The 18,705-nt window shown below is 40.1% G+C and carries 18 protein-coding genes; 9 read left to right on the forward strand and 9 right to left on the reverse strand.

Annotated elements, in window-relative coordinates; all coding sequences use genetic code 11:
- Positions 1-59: 59 nt before the first annotated feature.
- The gene (gdhA, locus tag BJN41_RS01525) at positions 60-1,403 is read right to left on the reverse strand and encodes an NADP-specific glutamate dehydrogenase (RefSeq protein WP_019837844.1); all 1,344 of its coding nucleotides are present in this window, start codon (positions 1,401-1,403) and stop codon (positions 60-62) included.
- A 356-nt stretch (positions 1,404-1,759) separates the two neighbouring features.
- On the opposite strand from gdhA, the gene BJN41_RS01530 reads away from it, so the two are divergent.
- Together BJN41_RS01530 and nth are read left to right on the forward strand one after the other, a co-directional pair.
- Positions 1,760-2,554, forward strand: coding sequence for an RnfABCDGE type electron transport complex subunit B (locus BJN41_RS01530; protein ID WP_070152514.1), 795 nt, complete (start codon positions 1,760-1,762; stop codon positions 2,552-2,554).
- 92 nt (positions 2,555-2,646) lie between these two features.
- Positions 2,647-3,336: an endonuclease III gene (gene nth, locus BJN41_RS01535; protein ID WP_070152701.1), complete on the forward strand. Its 690-nt coding sequence runs from the start codon at positions 2,647-2,649 to the stop codon at positions 3,334-3,336.
- A 123-nt stretch (positions 3,337-3,459) separates the two neighbouring features.
- Here the strand turns inward: nth and BJN41_RS01540 are convergent, their stop codons facing one another.
- From BJN41_RS01540 to BJN41_RS01555, 4 genes are all read right to left on the reverse strand, one after another.
- Entirely contained in the window at positions 3,460-3,657 is a 198-nt protein-coding gene (locus tag BJN41_RS01540; protein ID WP_070152517.1) for a hypothetical protein, read from the reverse strand.
- Positions 3,658-3,786: 129 nt separating this feature from the next.
- Positions 3,787-4,446: an adenylate kinase gene (gene adk / locus BJN41_RS01545; RefSeq protein ID WP_070152520.1), complete on the reverse strand. Its 660-nt coding sequence runs from the start codon at positions 4,444-4,446 to the stop codon at positions 3,787-3,789.
- Between the two features lie 78 nt (positions 4,447-4,524).
- On the reverse strand, positions 4,525-5,841 hold the full coding sequence (locus tag BJN41_RS01550) for a hypothetical protein (protein WP_070152523.1): 1,317 nt from the start codon (positions 5,839-5,841) through the stop codon (positions 4,525-4,527).
- 63 nt (positions 5,842-5,904) lie between these two features.
- Positions 5,905-6,423, reverse strand: coding sequence for a hypothetical protein (locus BJN41_RS01555; protein ID WP_070152526.1), 519 nt, complete (start codon positions 6,421-6,423; stop codon positions 5,905-5,907).
- Between the two features lie 254 nt (positions 6,424-6,677).
- Here BJN41_RS01555 and mrdA point away from each other — a divergent pair, with 254 nt between their 5' ends.
- From mrdA to ykgO, 3 genes are all read left to right on the forward strand, one after another.
- Positions 6,678-8,768 carry a penicillin-binding protein 2 gene (mrdA, locus tag BJN41_RS01560; protein ID WP_070152529.1) on the forward strand — a complete coding sequence of 697 codons (2,091 nt, stop codon included), beginning with the start codon at positions 6,678-6,680 and terminating at the stop codon, positions 8,766-8,768.
- Between the two features lie 3 nt (positions 8,769-8,771).
- Positions 8,772-9,329, forward strand: a complete 558-nt coding sequence (rsmD, locus tag BJN41_RS01565; protein ID WP_070152532.1) for a 16S rRNA (guanine(966)-N(2))-methyltransferase RsmD — start codon at positions 8,772-8,774, stop codon at positions 9,327-9,329.
- A gap of 103 nt (positions 9,330-9,432) precedes the next feature.
- On the forward strand, positions 9,433-9,555 hold the full coding sequence (ykgO, locus tag BJN41_RS01570) for a type B 50S ribosomal protein L36 (protein ID WP_026438469.1): 123 nt from the start codon (positions 9,433-9,435) through the stop codon (positions 9,553-9,555).
- 48 nt (positions 9,556-9,603) lie between these two features.
- On the opposite strand, the gene BJN41_RS01575 is transcribed toward ykgO, so the two are convergent.
- The gene (locus BJN41_RS01575; protein ID WP_227515204.1) at positions 9,604-10,152 is read right to left on the reverse strand and encodes a 1-acyl-sn-glycerol-3-phosphate acyltransferase; all 549 of its coding nucleotides are present in this window, start codon (positions 10,150-10,152) and stop codon (positions 9,604-9,606) included.
- Positions 10,153-10,670: 518 nt separating this feature from the next.
- Here BJN41_RS01575 and BJN41_RS01580 point away from each other — a divergent pair.
- Entirely contained in the window at positions 10,671-11,396 is a 726-nt protein-coding gene (locus BJN41_RS01580) for a hypothetical protein (protein ID WP_227515198.1), read from the forward strand.
- A gap of 140 nt (positions 11,397-11,536) precedes the next feature.
- Here the strand turns inward: BJN41_RS01580 and BJN41_RS01585 are convergent, their stop codons facing one another.
- Complete coding sequence (locus BJN41_RS01585) at positions 11,537-13,138, reverse strand: isocitrate lyase (RefSeq protein ID WP_070152541.1); 1,602 nt, start codon at positions 13,136-13,138, stop codon at positions 11,537-11,539.
- Between the two features lie 639 nt (positions 13,139-13,777).
- Between BJN41_RS01585 and BJN41_RS01590 the strand changes: the two genes are divergently transcribed.
- Together BJN41_RS01590 and BJN41_RS01595 are read left to right on the forward strand one after the other, a co-directional pair.
- Positions 13,778-14,767 carry a LysR family transcriptional regulator gene (locus BJN41_RS01590; RefSeq protein ID WP_070152544.1) on the forward strand — a complete coding sequence of 330 codons (990 nt, stop codon included), beginning with the start codon at positions 13,778-13,780 and terminating at the stop codon, positions 14,765-14,767.
- 126 nt (positions 14,768-14,893) lie between these two features.
- Positions 14,894-16,222: a hemolysin family protein gene (locus BJN41_RS01595; protein WP_070152548.1), complete on the forward strand. Its 1,329-nt coding sequence runs from the start codon at positions 14,894-14,896 to the stop codon at positions 16,220-16,222.
- A gap of 131 nt (positions 16,223-16,353) precedes the next feature.
- On the opposite strand, the gene BJN41_RS01600 is transcribed toward BJN41_RS01595, so the two are convergent.
- A complete protein-coding gene (locus BJN41_RS01600) occupies positions 16,354-16,863 on the reverse strand; it encodes a hypothetical protein (RefSeq protein ID WP_070152551.1) in 510 nt (169 codons plus the stop codon).
- 369 nt (positions 16,864-17,232) lie between these two features.
- Complete coding sequence (locus BJN41_RS01605; RefSeq protein ID WP_070152554.1) at positions 17,233-18,225, reverse strand: NAD(P)H-quinone oxidoreductase; 993 nt, start codon at positions 18,223-18,225, stop codon at positions 17,233-17,235.
- Positions 18,226-18,377: 152 nt separating this feature from the next.
- Between BJN41_RS01605 and BJN41_RS01610 the strand changes: the two genes are divergently transcribed.
- The gene (locus tag BJN41_RS01610) at positions 18,378-18,698 is read left to right on the forward strand and encodes a thioredoxin family protein (protein ID WP_070152704.1); all 321 of its coding nucleotides are present in this window, start codon (positions 18,378-18,380) and stop codon (positions 18,696-18,698) included.
- Positions 18,699-18,705 lie beyond the last annotated feature (7 nt).

Consider the following 18,705-nt stretch of genomic DNA (forward strand, 5'->3'; position numbering starts at 1 on the left):
AACCATAAAAAAACCGATGCATGTGCATCGGTTTTTTGAAAGTCTATTTAAGACAAAGCTTAGAATACACCTTGCGCTAACATTGCATCGGCAACTTTTACAAAACCAGCAATATTCGCACCATCTACATAGTTTACAGTACCATCTTCTTGTGTACCGTATTTCACGCAGTTGCGGTGAATTTCTTTCATAATTGCATGTAAACGCTCATCCACTTCTTCAAACGTCCAACCTAAACGAATCGCGTTTTGAGACATTTCAAGACCAGAAGTTGCTACGCCACCTGCATTTGATGCTTTACCTGGTGCGTATAAGATTTTCGCTTCTACAAATTTCTCAACAGCATCCAAAGTAGAAGGCATGTTCGCACCTTCAGCCACACAGATTGTGCCATTCGCAAGTAAAGTTGCTGCATCATCACCATTCAACTCATTTTGAGTTGCACATGGTAATGCGATGTCACACTTGATCCCCCAAGGACGTTGGCCTTCAAGATATTCGAAACCGTGTTTAGATGCAAATTCAGAAATACGACCACGTTTTACGTTTTTAAGTTCCATCACTTCAGCAAGTAATTCTGGTGTGAAACCTTCTTTCACGTACACCGTACCATTAGAGTCAGAAAGTGAAACGACTTTCGCACCCAAGTACATTGCTTTATCTGCAGCAAATTGTGCAACGTTGCCTGAACCAGAAATCGCAACGACTTTATCTTTAAAGCTATCGCCACGAGTCTTGAGCATTTCCTCAGCGAAATACACAGTACCGTAACCTGTAGCTTCTGGACGCGCCAAAGAACCACCGAAAGATAAGCCTTTACCTGTGAATACACATGAAGTGTCATTGCTGAGCTTCTTCATCATACCCGCCATGTAACCTACTTCACGGCCGCCTACACCAATATCACCCGCAGGAATATCCGTGTTAGAACCTAAATGACGATATAACTCGATCATTAAGGCTTGGCAGAAACGCATAATTTCGCCTTCAGACTTACCTTTAGGGTCAAAGTCTGAACCACCTTTACCACCGCCCATTGGCAATGTAGTCAAAGCATTTTTAAAGGTTTGTTCAAAACCTAAGAATTTTAAAATAGAAAGGTTCACTGATGGATGGAAACGCATACCACCTTTAAATGGACCAATTGCTGAGTTGTACTGTACACGGAATGCACGGTTTACGTGGGTTTGACCTTGGTCATCTACCCAAGAAACGCGGAATTGAATGGCACGCTCAGGCTCAACCAAACGCTCAAGCAAACCATGTGCTGCATATTGAGGGTTCTTTTCAATAAACGGCCAAAGGCTGGTCATTACTTCTTCTACAGCTTGTAGAAACTCTGGTTGATGTGCATCACGTGTTTTAACGTAATCTAGGAATTCGTTAAGGCTGTTGTATTTCAACGCTTAATCCTCAGCAGAAAATGGATCAAAATTGGTCAAAATTTCAATCAATGATATATTTTGGCGCAAAATATTAAATATGTTTTGTTCACAATCTACAATAGTTTTTTTCAAAAAACTTTAAAACATTTGTATTTTCATAAATTTAACTTATTTTTTAGCGTGTTAAGCCTATAAGTTTATGTAACAAATTAATTCATAGTGTTGAGCATTTTTGCACAAAAAACTAGCCATTGTTGTTCTTAATTTGCGCACAAGCCTAAAAGCAAAAATCATGCTAAAATCATTTACCTAGAATTTTCCTCAAGATTTATTTTCCGTTTTTCTGCTGCTGTTAAAGTGGCGTTGGTTTGTCCATGAATTCGCAAATTGCTCTGATTCAAAATATTGATGCGCTCCTTCCTCAAACTCAATGTGGCTTATGTGGTCATCGTGATGGCTGTTTACCCTATGCCAAAGCGATTGCGGAAGGCGAAGCGGCCAACAAATGTGTACCTGGTGGGCAACCTGTTGCAGATGCACTGGCAAACTTACTGCAACGCCCGTTATTAATCGCAGAAGCAAGTGTTTGGCCTGTGCAGGCAGATGGCCGCCCACAACGTATGAAAGCATTAATTCGGGAAGATGAGTGCATTGGCTGTACCAAATGTATTAATGCCTGTCCTGTCGATGCAATTTTAGGTTCAGGTAAACTCATGCACAGCATTTTGACTGATTTGTGTACAGGCTGTGAATTATGTATTCCACCTTGTCCTGTCGATTGCATTGACTTAGTGGAAGATACACAACCTCTGCTTTCTGAAAGCGCACGTGTAGCAGAACAGAATGATTTACGTCAGCGTTACTACGCCCACATTCAACGTGAAGAACAACGTCGTCTGCAACGTAAAGGCCCCGTAGTGCGAGCAGAAATTGATACTGAGCTGTTTGCACAATTCTCAGCACAAACCGATGCTGCTGTTCCTGTGATTGAGTTGCCTGTACAAAAAAATGAAAAGATTTCTACTGCCGATGCACAAACCACCATCGAACTGGCAAAATTACGCACGCAAATTAAAAAACTCGAAAAACAACTGAGCGTGCGTGAAGATGAGAAAAAACGTGTCATGCTTGCCAATTTACAACAACAATTACGTGAATTAGGAGCATAAATATGTCCTTAAAAAGCACGACCTTAAAAACCAAGCCCGTTAAAGAAGCGTCAAAAAAAGCGGTTACGGTCAAAGAAAAATCTTCAAAAAACATGACCAAAAAACAGATTCAGACTTTTTTTGAACGCTTGCGTGAGCAGCGCCCTAACCCAACCACTGAGCTGAATTTTTCCAATCCTTTTGAATTATTGATTGCCGTGACTTTATCGGCTCAAGCTACGGACGTCAGTGTCAATAAAGCCACTGACAAATTGTTTCCCGTTGCCAACACGCCTGAGGAAATTTATGCCTTAGGTGTAGATGGCCTAAAGGAATATATTAAAACCATTGGACTCTATAACTCCAAAGCCGAAAATGTCATTAAAACCTGTAAAATTCTCATCGAAAAACATGGCAGTATGGTGCCTGATAATCGAGCCGATTTAGAAGCCTTACCTGGCGTGGGACGTAAAACTGCCAATGTGGTGTTAAATACTGCATTTGGACAGCCCACTATGGCGGTTGATACGCATATTTTCCGTTTGGGTAACCGTACAGGTTTGGCTGTGGGTAAAAATGTTTTAGAAGTCGAACAGCGTTTAATTAAAGTCATTCCTAAAGAATTTTTAATTGACTCGCATCACTGGCTAATTTTGCATGGACGTTATTGCTGTATTGCGCGTAAGCCTAAATGTGGTGAATGTGTAGTGTCTGATGTGTGTAACTGGCCTGATCGCTTTGAATTTGGTGCACACCGCCAGATTAAGCTGCATAAAATTCATCACGAGCTCATCCCTCAGTAAACACTTCAGTAGACTTTAGTGATCTAAACTTATTGAAGAGATGCTAAATCATTAAAGCAATGTGGATCATCCAAAATAGTGTGGATAACTGTGCAATCTATACACAAATTGTGTAGAGATGATTTATTTATCCTGAGAATGTTCAGACTGACGTTGTTGCTGTTGTTTAAGTTTCGGATGCACCGGATAGTGCTTGCCTGATTTTTTTTCAGACGAATTTTGAGCTTGTGTATTGCGCAACAACTTATAGCTCACAAAAACAAGAAAGCCTAAAACGGCAATACTTGCCAATAACATGATGATCACAGCAGCATGTTGCAAAGCACTCTCCCAAACTGAAACAAATAAAACGAGCCCTAATATGTATCAGGACTCTTTTAAAGTCAAAACAAGCCGCCTGTTTAAACGGTTTTATTTTTCATTTAAACAGACTTGGTCTAAAACCTAGGCTTATTTTGCTTGGTCTAAAATCGCAAACAAATCTGCTTGAACTTCTTCAATTGGACGAAGACCATTCAATTTGTTGTAGCTTGGTGCATTTTCTCCAGAAGCAGCACGACCCTGATAGAAGCCAATCAATTGCTCAGTTTCTGAGTGATACGCTTTTAAACGCTTACGAATAGTTTCTTCTTGATCATCTGGACGTTGTACTAAGTCTTCACCTGTTTCATCATCTTTACCTTCCACTTTTGGAGGATTGTAAACAAGGTGATAAATACGGCCAGACGCAGGGTGCTGACGACGACCAGACAAACGCTGTACGATTTCTTCGTCTGCAACATCAATTTCAATCACATGGTCAATATTGATGCCTTCGCTTTCCAAAGCTTCAGCTTGTGGAATTGTGCGAGGGAAACCATCAAAAATACAACCATTCACGCAATCTGGCTGCGCAATACGCTCTTTAACTAAGCCAATGATAAGTTCGTCAGATACCAAACCTCCACCATCCATAACGCTTTGGGCTTGTAGACCTAATTCAGTACCTTCACGAATTGCAGCACGGAGCATATCACCGGTTGAAATTTGTGGGATATTGTAGCGCTTACAGATCAACTGAGCTTGTGTACCTTTACCTGCTCCAGGTGGTCCGAGTAAGATAATGCGCATAAAAAACATCCTCATTTTAACAATGTATTTGACACTCGTTGCATCAGAGCCATCGCCCTTTACGCAGCCAGCATCCTCTTATAAGAAAGCGACAAACAAATGTATTAAACCAGCAATAAAACCAGTTACACCACCCAAGACAATTAAAATCCACTCATCTTCCTGAAAGGCAGGACGCAAGAGATTCTGGAATTCTTTTGGCGTCAGTTCACGAATACGATCTCTGAACATTTGATAAATTTTCTGTGCACGGCTCGCATTAAAGGCAGGGTCGCATACAGGCACCATCGTAATTTCAATCGAACGATCAATCAAGTCAGTCTTGAGTTTGGCATACTCTTTTGGCCCCAAAGACAACTGTAAAGAGGTACGAACCAATGGTGTTTCCATAATTTCGTTGATGTGGCGTTTGACAATACGGCGGGTTTTGTCTTTTTTACTGCCATACATCATTTCAGTCATAATGGATTTTAACGTAATCAGATCTTCTGTTACTACCTTTGCAAACACATCCGAGACTTCATCTTGGCGTTTCATGAACGCACCCTGAATATTATAAGTCCCAATGCGTGGAATCACTGGCTTGATCCATGGAAATTGACGATTTTCGGTCAATTTAAAGAACTGCGGATATTTCACGTAATGCGGGTGAACTGGGTTGAATACCATCCAAATGGCAATCCAATTGGTCAAGAAGCCCCAAATTGCCGCCCAAAATGGGACCGTCCAGTGCCATGGCACTAGAAACCAAACGATCATTTGGAAAATACCAAAGAACATCCCAATCAATGCACTAATATGCCAAATAAAATTAATTTCTTTTTGACCAACTTTTAGGAACATACGCACCATTAAGCGGCGGTCTCCTTCCATTTGGCTAACCACCATTTCACGCATATCCACCAAAGATTCAACGTTCAGGGTCAGTTCAGTCACCAATTCGCGTAGCACACCTGGCAGTTGTTTATGCGCCTGAGCGTAAATACGGCGTTTAATCGAATACGGTAAGTTCTCCCAAAGCACTGCATTACGGTCTAACATGACCTCATCAATTAAGTGTTCAAGTTCAAAATCCACTTGCTCACCAATAATGCGCGCCATATCTTCTGGGTCCATGGCGTTAAGAAATTCACGCAATGAGCCCAATTTTGACAAAGTGTTATCGGTAATGATGCCTGAGATACGCCCAGCTTTACGCGGCACAATCCCCTGCCATCCCACAGGAATAGGCCCAACGTGAAAACCCCAAAAGCTGATTGGATAGAACACCATTTTCAGTGCCATCCATACATGCGCCCAGGTCACAAAAGCAGTCACAGGTATAATACTGAGCACGGCCCAGAAATCTGGACGATTCAAAAAGGTTTGCCACAACTGATTGACGTACTCAAGCATGCATTTTTTCCATATTTAGTTCTAATTACAAGATTCTAAAGTAGTTAAAAGTCACTATTCTGACTACAAACCCATACTGAGCGTATAGGAAAATTGTAGTCTAGGCTCAGTTTCCGCAATCACTCGCCCTTGTCGATCTTCCAATTTTTCACCTGCGCCAATGCCAACACTAAAGCTACTGATGCGTTCAGGGCTCAGTAATACATAAGCCAGATCAATGCCTGCACCTAAACGCGCTTTTTCTTCACCATCCACCCATTTAGATTCTAGGTGTCCTGCGTAAGCGCCAATATAATAACCATTTTTGTCTTTACCTGTGAGGTGGTATGGGTAACGAAAACCTGTTTGCCCACCGACTTCATGGTCACCATTTAAAAAAGCCCCCGCTTTTAGATAGGCAATGCCATAGGGATTGACCCATTCACCATTCAAATGCAGTAATTTTTGGGTAATACCCACCCCTACATTCCAGGTTTTTGCGCTATCTGCGCTAATTTTTGCTTCAGGTAAAAAAGTAGTGTTCCCAGCAAAGCTAAAACTTGAAAAGGCAAGTAATGCCACGAAAGAATAGACTTTTGTCATTATTGTCACCAGTGTCCATTTGTTTTAATTTTAAAAACAGTCCTGTTTTCGTGTTTTGACTCTAGCAGAATTGTCAGGATTCTTATATACAGCAAATTACAATTTTGATGTCGCTAAAGTCAAAAATTAAGATTGCGCCCATCTTCTAGGTTAAATCGGGCAATTCAGTCAAATATGGTTACTCAAAATTGCCAATAGATGCGTTAGAATAGTCCAAATTCGTTCTCCCTCATTTTTGTTAAGCCAATTTTTGTATGAAACAACACTATCCGTTAAAAAATGCTCAGCAAGAGAAGCGTATTTTTCGCAATCGCATCTTTTTTTCGGTGGGTGTTGTGGTTTTTTTCTTGCTGCTGTTGGTGGCTCGTTATGCTTATTTACAAATTAGTGGCTACGATGAATTTTCAACTGCATCAGATAAAAACCGTATTCGATTACAACCACTCGCGCCTGCACGTGGTTATATTTATGACCGCAATGGCGTGTTATTGGCCGATAACTACCCTGTATTCTCTGCTACCTTAAGCCGAGCAGATGTTGAAGATATTGATGACACCATTGCGCGACTGACGCCTGTTTTACAACTGACAGAAGAAGATATTGAGCGCTTTAAAAGTCGGATTAAAACTTCACGTAAAACCGAACGTGTATCGATCAAACTGAATTTAAATGAATCAGATATTGCGCGTTTTAGTGAAGTCAAATTTCAGTTCCCTGGTGTCAATATTGAAACTCAAATGACTCGTTATTATCCACACGGTGAATTATTTGCGCATGTGATTGGTTATGTCGGACGTATTAACGACAAAGAACTGAAAGAAATTGACAAAGATGCTTATGCAGGCACTAATCTGATTGGTAAAATTGGGGTGGAAAAATCGTATGAGCACTTACTACATGGCGTACCTGGCAACGAATCTGTAGAAGCCGATGCGCATGGTAATGTGCTACGCAATTTAGGACGTAAAGACCCTTTACGTGGCAATGATTTGTTTTTATCACTGGATTACGGCTTGCAAGTGGTTGCCTCTGAACAATTGGCAGAACGTCGTGGTGCAATTGTGGCACTCGACCCACGCACAGGTGAAATTTTAGCTTTGGTATCTAGTCCTAGCTTTAACCCTAACTTATTTGTCACAGGCATTAGTCATACCGACTACTCAGCTCTACGTGATAATTTAGATCAGCCGCTCTATAACCGTGCGGTACAAGGTGTTTATCCACCTGGTTCTACCATTAAGCCGATGTTTGGTTTAGGCGGTATTCATTATGGCTATGTCGATTGGAAAACTGCCATTCAGGATTATGGATATTTTACTTTACCGGGTGATAGCCACCGTTTTCGTGACCATAAAAAATCGGGGCATGGCATTGTCAATATGCACACTGCTCAGGTGGTGTCCTGTGATACCTATTTCTATGTATTGTCCTATCGTATGGGCATTGAAAAAATGAACGACTGGATGCGTCAATTTGGTTTTAGTGAAAAAACTGGAGTCGATTTACCAAATGAAAGCACAGGGCTCTACCCAAACCCAGATTGGAAAATGCGTACTCGTAATGCCAAATGGATGAAAGGTGAAACAATTTCCGTCAGTATTGGTCAGGGTGCATTTACCTCGACACCATTGCAATTAGCAATGGCTACCGCCATCACCGCTAACAAAGGCTTTAAAGTTACACCGCACGTGTTACGTGAAAGTCGTGGCGCGAAACCATTTAAAGTTCACAATGGCACCAACGGTAAAATTGATTTTAACGGCACAGAAGAAGACTGGATTAAAATGCGCGATGCCATGGTTGATGTGATTCAATCTGGTACAGGTAAAGGGATTAAAGGCGGATTACAATATTCGATTGCAGGTAAAACGGGTACAGCACAGGTTAAAAGTATTGCACAGGGCAAACGCTATAATGAAGCATTGCTAACAGATCGTCAGCTTGACCACGGCTTGTTTGTCGGCTTTGCACCTGCTGAAAACCCTGAAATTGCAATTGCAATTATTCTTGAAAATGGTCGTGGTGGTTCTGCCGCAACAKCCTTGGCGCGTCCAATTTTAGATTATTGGTTACTCAATAAAAATAAAAAGCCTATTCGTCCATCTGTGGCACAAGTAAGTGGTGGCTTAATGACTGCGGGTTTAAAACCAAGTGAGTTACCAAGTGGTGAAGTCCCATCATCTACTGCCCCAGATACTCAAAGCCCCAATCATCCAAATATTGCGAGCAATAACCCTACAGCAAACCCAAATCATGTACAAACAGCTCCGAGCTCAACGACAACCAATTCACCTGCAGCTGCGCCCGCAGCAGTTGTACCAGCCAGCCCAATTGAGAGCGACTAATCCATGAAAAATCAACTACGCATTATTGGTGGAGAATGGAAACGTCGTCAGTTGGCTTTTGCTTCAATTGAGGGATTACGACCAACGCCTGACCGAGTACGCGAAACCTTATTTAACTGGTTAATGTGGGATGTGCAAAACGCCAAAGTGTTAGACCTCTGTTCAGGTTCGGGCGCTTTAGCTTTTGAAGCCCTGTCCCGCGGTGCGGCACACGTGGTCATGATTGAGCCAAACCGCACACAAGCGCAGTTTTTACAGCAAAATTTAGAATTATTACGTGTGAATAAAAGCACGGCACAATTGAAAATTTCTACCGCACAGCATGCCTTGGCAACACTGAAAGATCAGTTTGATTTGGTATTTTTAGACCCACCCTACAGTTTAGATTTATGGGAAGAATTGGCAGCGTTGGCTGATCCACATATTGCAGCACAAGGTCTGATTTATGTTGAAGCAGATCGTGATTTAAACCTGTTAAAATTACCGCATACATGGCAAAAAATTAAAGAGAGCAAAGCGGGCACTGTACGTGCAGGCTTGTATCAAAAGATTATTGTTTAAATTTTTTTCTTAAAAGAGATGTTGTAACTTTCTGGTTTTGACACTTTTCGACAGTTAGTAAATAATGTTATATTATAACATTACAGTTAAAGTGTTTATCTTCATGAAAGTTCGTTCATCTTTAAAAAGTGCAAAATCGCGTGCCGATTGTCAAATTGTGAAACGTCGTGGCAAATTATTTGTGATTTGCAAATCCAATCCACGTTTTAAAGCAAGACAGGGCTAATCCCCTGTCTTTTTAATTTTTATGTACTATTAAACTCAAATAGCATGCTTATTCTGAATAGTAACGTGTATCGACACTAAAGCTTTCGGGAAATTTTGCTTGCACCTGCGCATAAAATGTCATGATTTCAGCCATATCTTTTTCAAAATCACCAGTTGGATGCACAATTTTTCCCACACCCGTTTTCTTTTTTGCATAGTCCATATACGCCAAAGCAATTGGCACACCTGCATTTAACGCAACATGATAAAAACCTGTTTTCCATTGTTCTTGACGCGCACGTGTGGCTTCTGGCGTCACCAACATCACCAATTTAGGATGGGTTTTAAATAAGTCCGTCATGAGCTGAACCATACTTGGTCGTGGTTCGCCTGGTGCTTTCGGACGACGGTCGATACCAATACCACCCATGGCACGGACAAACGGCCCAAACGGCAATTTCATATAGCTGTCTTTAATGGTCAGGCGAACATTGACGCCCAAAGCTTTAAGCCCTAAGCGTGCATATAAGGCATCCCAATTACTGGTATGCGGTGCTGCAATCATCACATATTGGTCTAATTCCAACGGACAATGATTGTCGATTTCCCAACCCATTAAATTTAAGCTTCGCTCAGCTAACTTTTCAAACACAACCGCATACCCCAAATAAAGTGTGCGAATTTTAGCAAGCATCACCAAATATAAAAGTCTAAAACGATGAATAAATAAACAAATACTTTATAAATGTATAAAAATTCCCTGCACTCCTCTCAGTTTTCTCATTCCATGCAAAATCATACTGTTTTAACATCCATTCATTACCAGATTTAAGCAGGTTTAAAAATTGTAAATATATAAATTTACGCGTAGTTTGATGAGTTTTAAGGTCTAATCCGATGGAATCCTTGAAGTTAAATTTAAAACACAGAACTTGTTATGATTTGCTACAAATTTTCATTAAATATAAGGTGAATTAGCTTTTCAGATACAAGGTGAAAGTTTAAGGTGGCAGCAACACGAGTTTTGAGTTCAGAACATATAAGCTGAATCGTTATCCGATTGCACTCAGTACACTTAGCTTACTTTTAGCAGCTTGCGGGTCAACCGAGCAAAGTAAGGAATATCAAGCTAATTTGGCTTCTGAATCACCAGTCGCGCACAAAACTGAATTTCAAAACTCAGCAACTTCTTGGTCACGACAAGCTACTGGTAACTTTAAAGCCTTATTACCTTGTGACCACTGTGAACAACATGTGATTCACTTACGCATGAATGATAATCAAACCTTTCAACTTAGCGACATTAAACGTTGGAAACAGCGCCATCGCGAAAACCTAGTGACAGGCACGATTCACGCTGCTCAGGACAACAAACAGCCCCAACACTTATCACAAACCACTGCAAATGAATGGTTGCTCAACACAGAAAATGGAGAAGTCTACGCGCGCATTCAGCTTACAACTCACGGTCTTAAATTCAATTTATACAAGCAAAAAAATATAAAAGATCAGCCGAAAATTGAAACCCAGGTTTTCTTACATCCTGTAGAAAGTATGAAAGTCAGTAATGCGCTGAAGCATGTCGATATTCAGGCTGAACACGTACAAAATATTGAGGTCAAAGAGTTAAACGACCCTGTGATGGCACATGATTATTTTCTAGCAATTCACAATCAATCTAATCAAGCATTGCAATTGCATGCCAGTGATTTAATTTTGCTCGATCAGCAGTATCAGGAATACGCTGCTGTAGTCGATCCACAGTTTTTAGTGCCTATTCCCGCACAACAAAAACAATGGATTAAGGTGTCTTTCTATTACCCTACTTCTGTACAGGCAGATGTGATCAAAATTAAATAAGTTCAAACTGCTGACTGTTTATAAATAAAGAAACATCTCTTTAAAGATGTTTCTTAAAAGTGTTTCAGCATTCTTTGATTATTTTTATCGCCATAAAAAAACCCTGCAGATGCAGGGTTTTCTTTTAAACCATCAAGCGATTACGCGTTGAATTGGTTCATTGTGTTTTTAGCTTCGTCCGCTGCTTTAAGCGCGTTGTCACCAGAGAAGATTTCTTTGTGATCGTCACCGATGTCAGAACCAGCCATTGCTTGGTGTTTAACGCAAGCGATACCACCACGGATTTCTTTACGTTGTACGCCAGCAACATAAGCCAACATACCTTCAGAACCGAAGTAACCTTCTGCAAGCTCATGAGTAGAAAGCGCAGCAGTGTGGTAAGTCGGAAGTGTGATCAAGTGGTGGAACACACCCGCTTCACGAGAAGCGTCTGCTTGGAATGTACGTACTTTTTCGTCAGCTTCAGCAGCTAATTCAGTGTTGTCGTACTCAGCGCTCATTAACTTAGCACGGTCGTATGCAGAAACGTCTTTACCTTCAGCAACCCAACGGTCGTAAGCTTGTTGACGGAAGTTTAAAGTCCAGTTGAACGATGGAGAGTTGTTATAAACAAGTTTCGCATTTGGAACAACTTCTTTAACACGGTTAACCATGTGAGCGATTTCTTCAACGTTTGGAGTCGCAGTTTCGATCCAAAGAAGGTCAGCACCGTTTTGTAAGCTAGTCACACAGTCAAGTACAACGCGGTCAATTTGAGTGCCTTCGCGGAATTGGTACAAGCCAGAAGCTAAACGCTTAGGACGGTGTAATTTACCATCACGCTTGATTAGGATTTCGTCTTCTTTCGCTTCAGAGATGTCAATTTCTTGAGTGTCTAAGTAGCTGATGTATTGAGAAGCGATGTCGCCTGGCTCTTTAACTACTGGGATTTTTTGAGTTAAGTCAGCACCTTCAGAGTCAGTACGTGCAACGATGATACCGTCGTCAAGACCCATTTCTAAGAACGCATAACGTAACGCGTGGATTTTAGCGATGAAGTCTTCGTGTGGAACAGTTACTTTACCAGCTTGGTGACCACATTGTTTCGCGTCAGAAACTTGGTTTTCGATTTGAAGTGCACATGCACCCGCTTCGATCATTTTCTTAGCTAATAAGTAAGTTGCTTCTTCGTTACCGAAACCAGCGTCGATGTCCGCAATAATTGGCACAACGTGAGTTTCAAAGTTGTCGATTTGTGCAGTGATTTCAGCAGCTTTAGCTGTATCACCAGCGTCTTGTGCTTTTTTAAGTGCACGGAACAAATCGTTTAATTCTTTTGCGTCAGCTTGACGTAAGAATGTGTAGATTTCTTCGATCAATGCAGGAACAGAAGTTTTTTCGTGCATAGATTGGTCAGGAAGTGGACCGAATTCTGAACGAAGTGCAGCAACCATCCAACCAGAAAGGTAGATATAGCGACGCTCAGTTGTACCGAAGTATTTTTTGTTCGCAATCATTTTTTGCTGAGCGATAAAACCGTGCCAGCAGCCTAGTGATTGAGTGTATTTGCTAGAGTCTGCATCATAAGCAGCCATATCACGACGCATAATCGCAGCTGTATATTTAGCAATGTCTAAACCAGTTTTGAAACGGTTTTGCATTTGCATACGCGCAGCATCTTCAGGACTGATGTCTGCCCAAGTGTTGCCGAATTTTGCTTTTAATTCGCGGATTGCATCAATCGCTGTTTGGTATGTAGTCATGATATTGTACCCTGTAATATTATTTAGGATTTATCAATCGAAGGCTAAATCGCGCTTATGTTTGATTGCTCAGATTTAGAGCACTTCGTTACGATGGATACAGAGTAGAGTGACTGAATGAATTAATCCAATATTCTAGTGTAATTCTCGGTATTTTTTTAAAAAATGTATAGATCAAAGTCTTAATCCGAAAATACAACAGAAATATAATTCACTGTTTTTTAATGTATTACTTAGAAATTTTATCAAATATCTTTGCTTACAAATTCTATTTTGTGCCGATATTTTCTGCATTAGACTTAAGTCTTGCCTTTCATAAAAAAAATACATGCATTGGCAATATCTGCCATTTTATTGCAAAGTTTTGATACTTTTAGGCTCAATGTAACCGCATAAATTTCAGACATATAGTATCTGCTATCAGTTCAGCCAATACTTTTGAGTTTTTTTGCATTTAAAATTAAAATATAAATGAATTTCTAGGCACCCTTCATTTTTTGAAAACAATGCTGGGTTGGCTGTTTTTCAGATTTTTTTGCTGTTTATCTCGTCGATTTTTTCATCATCATTTATACACAAGCCCTACGGCTTATGGCATAATCCCAATAATTTAGTGATTTTATTTTCGGTATTTATTTTATGAATCTGGAGCGGGTTGATCTTAATCTATTAATTTATCTTGACGTCTTACTTCGTGAAAAAAATGTAACCCGTGCTGCAGAACAATTGGGTGTTACCCAACCTGCAATGAGTAACATTTTACGCCGTTTGCGCAATTTATTTAATGATCCCCTGCTGATTCGTTCTTCTGAAGGTATGACACCAACTGAACGCGCTCTTGAATTACAACCGCGTATCCGTGATGCATTATCTGACCTTTCTATGATTTTGGAACCTCGTACCGAGTTCCGTCCTTATACTTCAAATCGTGTATTTCGGATTATGACTTCCGATTACGCAGAAGCCACATTAGTACCACGCTTGGTTAAAGCTTTACGCTCTGAAGCACCCAATGTGGTATTGGACTTTTTAACACCAAGTGATGTGTCTTACCGTGACATGGAGCAAGGTAAAGTTGATTTAGCGATTAACCGTTTTAATGAAATTCCTCAAAGTTTCCATCAAGTTTTAGTTTGGCGTGATAGTTTCTCTTGCCTGCTCAATCATAAACACCCTGCTGCCAATAACCTCAATTTAAAAAGCTACTTAGATGCACAACATATTTGGGTCTCTAAAACAGGTATGGGCGTTGGTTTTGGAGTGAATCCTGAAAAACAAGCAGGTCTCGGCTGGATTGATCAGGCTTTAGAGCGTATTGGACAAAAACGTAAAATTTCTGTGTTTACCCGTCATTATCAAATGCCTGCACTACTCGCATCAAATGTGGATTTAGTCGCAACCTTGCCTACCCGTATTGCGCTTTTACAGGCCAAAAGCCAGAATTTTCTGATTAAAGACCCGCCATTTTATATTCCAGAATTTGAATTAAAGATGGCATGGTGTCCGTTGTTACATCATCACCCTGCACACCGTTGGTTACGTCAATTAATTTTATATGTAGCGCGCCAAATGATTGAAGAAGAAAACCGTGAGTTTTTACTGAATAACTCTCAATTTTCAGCCTATTAATTAAAAATTCACTGAACTTATTGGCACAAAACCTTATACTCAGGTGAGGAATATTTCGATATTCCTCATTGTTTAATAAAGATTCAAATTGTTATATTTAAAATAATATAATCCACAGGTGGATTCGTGAGCCTCTTCCAGAATATTGTTATTATCTTCATCCTCATTGTCGGAGCTGGTTTTTTATCGCTTACTGAAATTGCGTTGGCTGGTGCACGTAAAGTTAAACTGAAAATTCTAGCCGAATCAGGCGATGAACGTGCTCAAAAAGTTTTAGACCTGCAAGAAAATTCAGCTGACTTTTTTGCTGCCTCCCAAATTGGCTTAAATGCAGTTGCCATTTTAGGTGGTATTTTAGGTGAAGGTGCTTTTCGTCCTTATTTCTACAATCTTGTAGTACGCTTTTATCAAGGGCCATGGGCTGAAACGCTTAGTTTTGCCTTGTCATTTACCTTAGTAACTTCCCTATTTATTTTATTTGCTGACCTGATGCCTAAGCGTTTGGCAATGATTGCCCCTGAAAAAATTGCGATATCGGTGATCAACCCGATTCAAATTTTTATTCGGGTATGCAAGCCTTTGGCATGGATGATTAATGCGATTGCCAATGTGTTGTTCCGCTTATTTAAAGTCAATACCACGCGCGAAGACAATATTACGTTTGATGATATCTCTGCAGTCATGGATGCAGGTGCTCAAGCAGGTGTTTTACAAAAGCAGGAACATCACTTTATCGAAAATGTGTTTGAACTTGAAGAACGTAACGTACCTTCGAGTATGACCACACGTGAAAATGTGGTGTTTTTTACTCTAAAGGAATCAGAAGCCAGTATTCGTCAAAAGCTTGCAGAATATCCTTATTCGAAATTTTTAGTCTGTAGTGAAAATATTGATGATGTAATCGGCTATGTTGATGCCAAAGATATTTTGGTCAGAATCCTGAATAATCAATCTTTACTACAACTGAATGAAAGCACCATCCGTAATGTATTAACCATTCCAGATACACTCACGCTGTCTGAAGTGTTAGATCGTTTCCGCTCGACCAAAGAAAAATTTGCCGTAGTGATTAATGAATATGCATTGGTTGTAGGCGTAATTACCCTGTCTGACATTATGATTACTGTGATGGGCGATTGGGTAACACCTATTGAAGAAGATCAGCAAATCATTAAACGTGATAACAACTCTTGGTTAATTGATGGCAGTACGCCAATTGAAGACATTAAACACGCGCTGCAAATTGATGAAATGCCAGATGATGAAAATTATGAAACCATTGCAGGTTTTATGATGTATAAGCTACGTAAAATCCCGCGTCCTGCCGACTCTGTACTTTTTGATGGTTATAAATTTGAAGTAGTCGATGTCGATCATTTTAAAATTGATCAACTTTTAGTGACACGAATTGTAGAAACGCAGGAAATACAAAACAACTCTGAGGCAGATGGATAGTGAGATTCACTGTATTCGTATGGACTTGATCAGCATCCACATTTTCTAGCATTTACAAAAAAGCACCACATTAAAATGAAATGGTGCTTTTTTTAAATCTGAACTGAAACATCTGAAATTCAGCTGAGTATTTATTTAATATTTACGATCAGCTCATCTAATACCGATTGATAGTGAATCGCAATATCTTCAGCTAAAATTTTATAGACATTGTCGAATTGCACCATCGGCCAACCTTCCTTCCAGAAAGGAAAAATATTGTGCAAATCATGCGTCACCACAGCATCTTCACGCACAATTGCTTGTGCAACCTGAGCCAATACTTGCGCGGTTTCTGCGCCATCAATGGCTAAATAATCAATCCCACGTGCTTTTAAAATACGCACACGGTCTTTTTTATAACGGATTTTTTTCATTTGCGCTTCATTTAACTGCAAAGCCAAACTTACCGCTTCTACAAATTTGCTCTCAAATGACTGATTCAATTCCACCAATGCTGCTTTATGCGCTTCCTGACGACCTGCTTTCCCACCATTACGGATAATTTCTTTTGCCTCTGTGTCTAACTCATCACTTTTCATAGACTGCAAAATGTCGAGTATTTCGATATCACTTAATGATTCAGGAGATTGGTCAATCATGTACTGTCCTTGGACAAAATAGCAAAACGCTATTTTCGCATAATTTAGCTAAAAGCTCGACACATTCCGAAGCAATTGTTCACACCCTGCTGTGCTGTACCTATTACAGTGCAGCAGTTTAAAATCTATCTTTCAGTTTTGATCGGCTTTGTTGCAAAAAATTTCATAACTATATGATTTAAAAGTTTTGATTATTTTTTAATCCAAAATTAAATTTATTTAAATCAGATGCTTACATATTTATGCAACAAAGCCAAATAATTACTAAATCTGATTCAAAAAATTTTTTTAAATTCTCTATAAAATACGCATAAAAAAAACTGACACTCAGTCAGTTTTTTTTGCATGTTGATTTTGAAATTGGAGTCTTTAAATCACTTCCACCACTACTTTACCTACGTGCTCGCCTGTATCCATTTCGGCATGTGCCTGTTGAATTTGATCAAACTTAAAGGTTTTATAAATCATAGGCAGACATTCACCTTTTGCTAACAATGGCCATACGATCTCTTGCAACCCTTTGGTAATTTCAGCTTTTTCTGCAGTATTGCGGGCGCGCATGGTCGAACCAGTAATAGTAAGACGCTTCATCATGATTTGACCAAGTTTCACTTCTTTGGCTTTTGCACCCCCTAAAAATGCGATATACACCAAGCGACCATCACGGCGTAATAAATTTAAATTACGTTCCAAATACGGCGCACCAACAATATCTAAAATGATATCGACCCCAGCATTGTCTGTCGCTGCGTTAATCACTTGTTCAAAATCTTGTGTTTTGTAATTAATGGCTGTGGTGAGATGTGAAATTGCCTGTACTTTTTCATCTGAACCTACAGTTGCAAAGGTTTTTAAACCAAGCGCATTACACAACATTAATGCTGTAGTACCAATGCCACTAGTGCCACCATGAATCAGTGCCGTTTCGCCCGCTTTGGCTTTGCCCATTTGGAACACGTTGGCCCACACAGTAAAAAATGTTTCAGGTATCGCTGCGGCTTGCACAAAGCTGACACCTGTGGGAATCATCAAAGTCTGGCTTTCAGGTACAACACAATATTCTGCATATCCACCGCCATTGGTTAAGCCGCACACAGCATCACCAACTTTAAATTGGCTGACATCTGCACCCACAGCAACCACTTCACCTGCTACTTCTAAGCCTGGCACTGGCGTCACACCTTTAGGCATAGGATACAGACCCTGACGCTGTAAAATATCAGGACGATTCAAACCAAAAGCATGTACTTTGACCAAAACCTCATTGGCTTGTGGCTCAGGTATTGCAACCGTTTCATAGGCTAATTTTTCTGGGCCACCTGGTTCTGTAATAATAATCTGCTGCATTGTGTTTTGTGTCATGGCAAATTCCTGATTGTTTGATGCTGATATGAATTCTGACTATTTGAACATAAAACAGCAAAGCATTAAAACCCAGATTAACTTAGGTATAATTCTCATGCCGTGGTGTTTCATGCGTGATTAAATTTTTATTTATGATTAAAGAGTATGTGATGTCAAAAATTGTGGAATACAACGAAAATAATTACCGTGAGTTTGAATATGAAACAGGCGTTGCGGTGATTCGTTTTTATGCGACGTGGTGTACGCCTTGTGTTCAAAATGCACCATTTTTTGAGCAGCTTGCCCAACTTTTTGATGCTTCGGTAAAGTTTGGCAAAGTGAATGTCGATCAATCTCCAATTTTAACTTTGCGTTATCAAGTCTTTGGTTTACCGACCACTCTGATTTTTAAAGATGGGCAAATTGTTGAACGACTGTCGGGCAATGTTTCTGTCGTACAACTTCAACAAAAAATTCAGAGCTATCTTTAAGCCATGT

This window comes from Acinetobacter towneri (genome assembly GCF_001758345.1).
GTDB lineage: Bacteria > Pseudomonadota > Gammaproteobacteria > Pseudomonadales > Moraxellaceae > Acinetobacter > Acinetobacter towneri_A.

Coding starts and splice junctions, on each gene's coding strand:
- ykgO (WP_026438469.1), top strand. CDS start 9,433: ATGAAAGTTCGTTCATCTTTAAAAAGTGCAAAATCGCGTGCCGATTGT.
- BJN41_RS01585 (WP_070152541.1), bottom strand. CDS start 13,138: ATGACTACATACCAAACAGCGATTGATGCAATCCGCGAATTAAAAGCA.
- BJN41_RS01575 (WP_227515204.1), bottom strand. CDS start 10,152: ATGGGTTGGGAAATCGACAATCATTGTCCGTTGGAATTAGACCAATAT.
- BJN41_RS01590 (WP_070152544.1), top strand. CDS start 13,778: ATGAATCTGGAGCGGGTTGATCTTAATCTATTAATTTATCTTGACGTC.
- BJN41_RS01550 (WP_070152523.1), bottom strand. CDS start 5,841: ATGCTTGAGTACGTCAATCAGTTGTGGCAAACCTTTTTGAATCGTCCA.
- BJN41_RS01610 (WP_070152704.1), top strand. CDS start 18,378: ATGTCAAAAATTGTGGAATACAACGAAAATAATTACCGTGAGTTTGAA.
- nth (WP_070152701.1), top strand. CDS start 2,647: ATGACCAAAAAACAGATTCAGACTTTTTTTGAACGCTTGCGTGAGCAG.
- BJN41_RS01530 (WP_070152514.1), top strand. CDS start 1,760: ATGAATTCGCAAATTGCTCTGATTCAAAATATTGATGCGCTCCTTCCT.
- BJN41_RS01555 (WP_070152526.1), bottom strand. CDS start 6,423: ATGACAAAAGTCTATTCTTTCGTGGCATTACTTGCCTTTTCAAGTTTT.
- rsmD (WP_070152532.1), top strand. CDS start 8,772: ATGAAAAATCAACTACGCATTATTGGTGGAGAATGGAAACGTCGTCAG.
- BJN41_RS01600 (WP_070152551.1), bottom strand. CDS start 16,863: ATGATTGACCAATCTCCTGAATCATTAAGTGATATCGAAATACTCGAC.
- BJN41_RS01605 (WP_070152554.1), bottom strand. CDS start 18,225: ATGACACAAAACACAATGCAGCAGATTATTATTACAGAACCAGGTGGC.
- adk (WP_070152520.1), bottom strand. CDS start 4,446: ATGCGCATTATCTTACTCGGACCACCTGGAGCAGGTAAAGGTACACAA.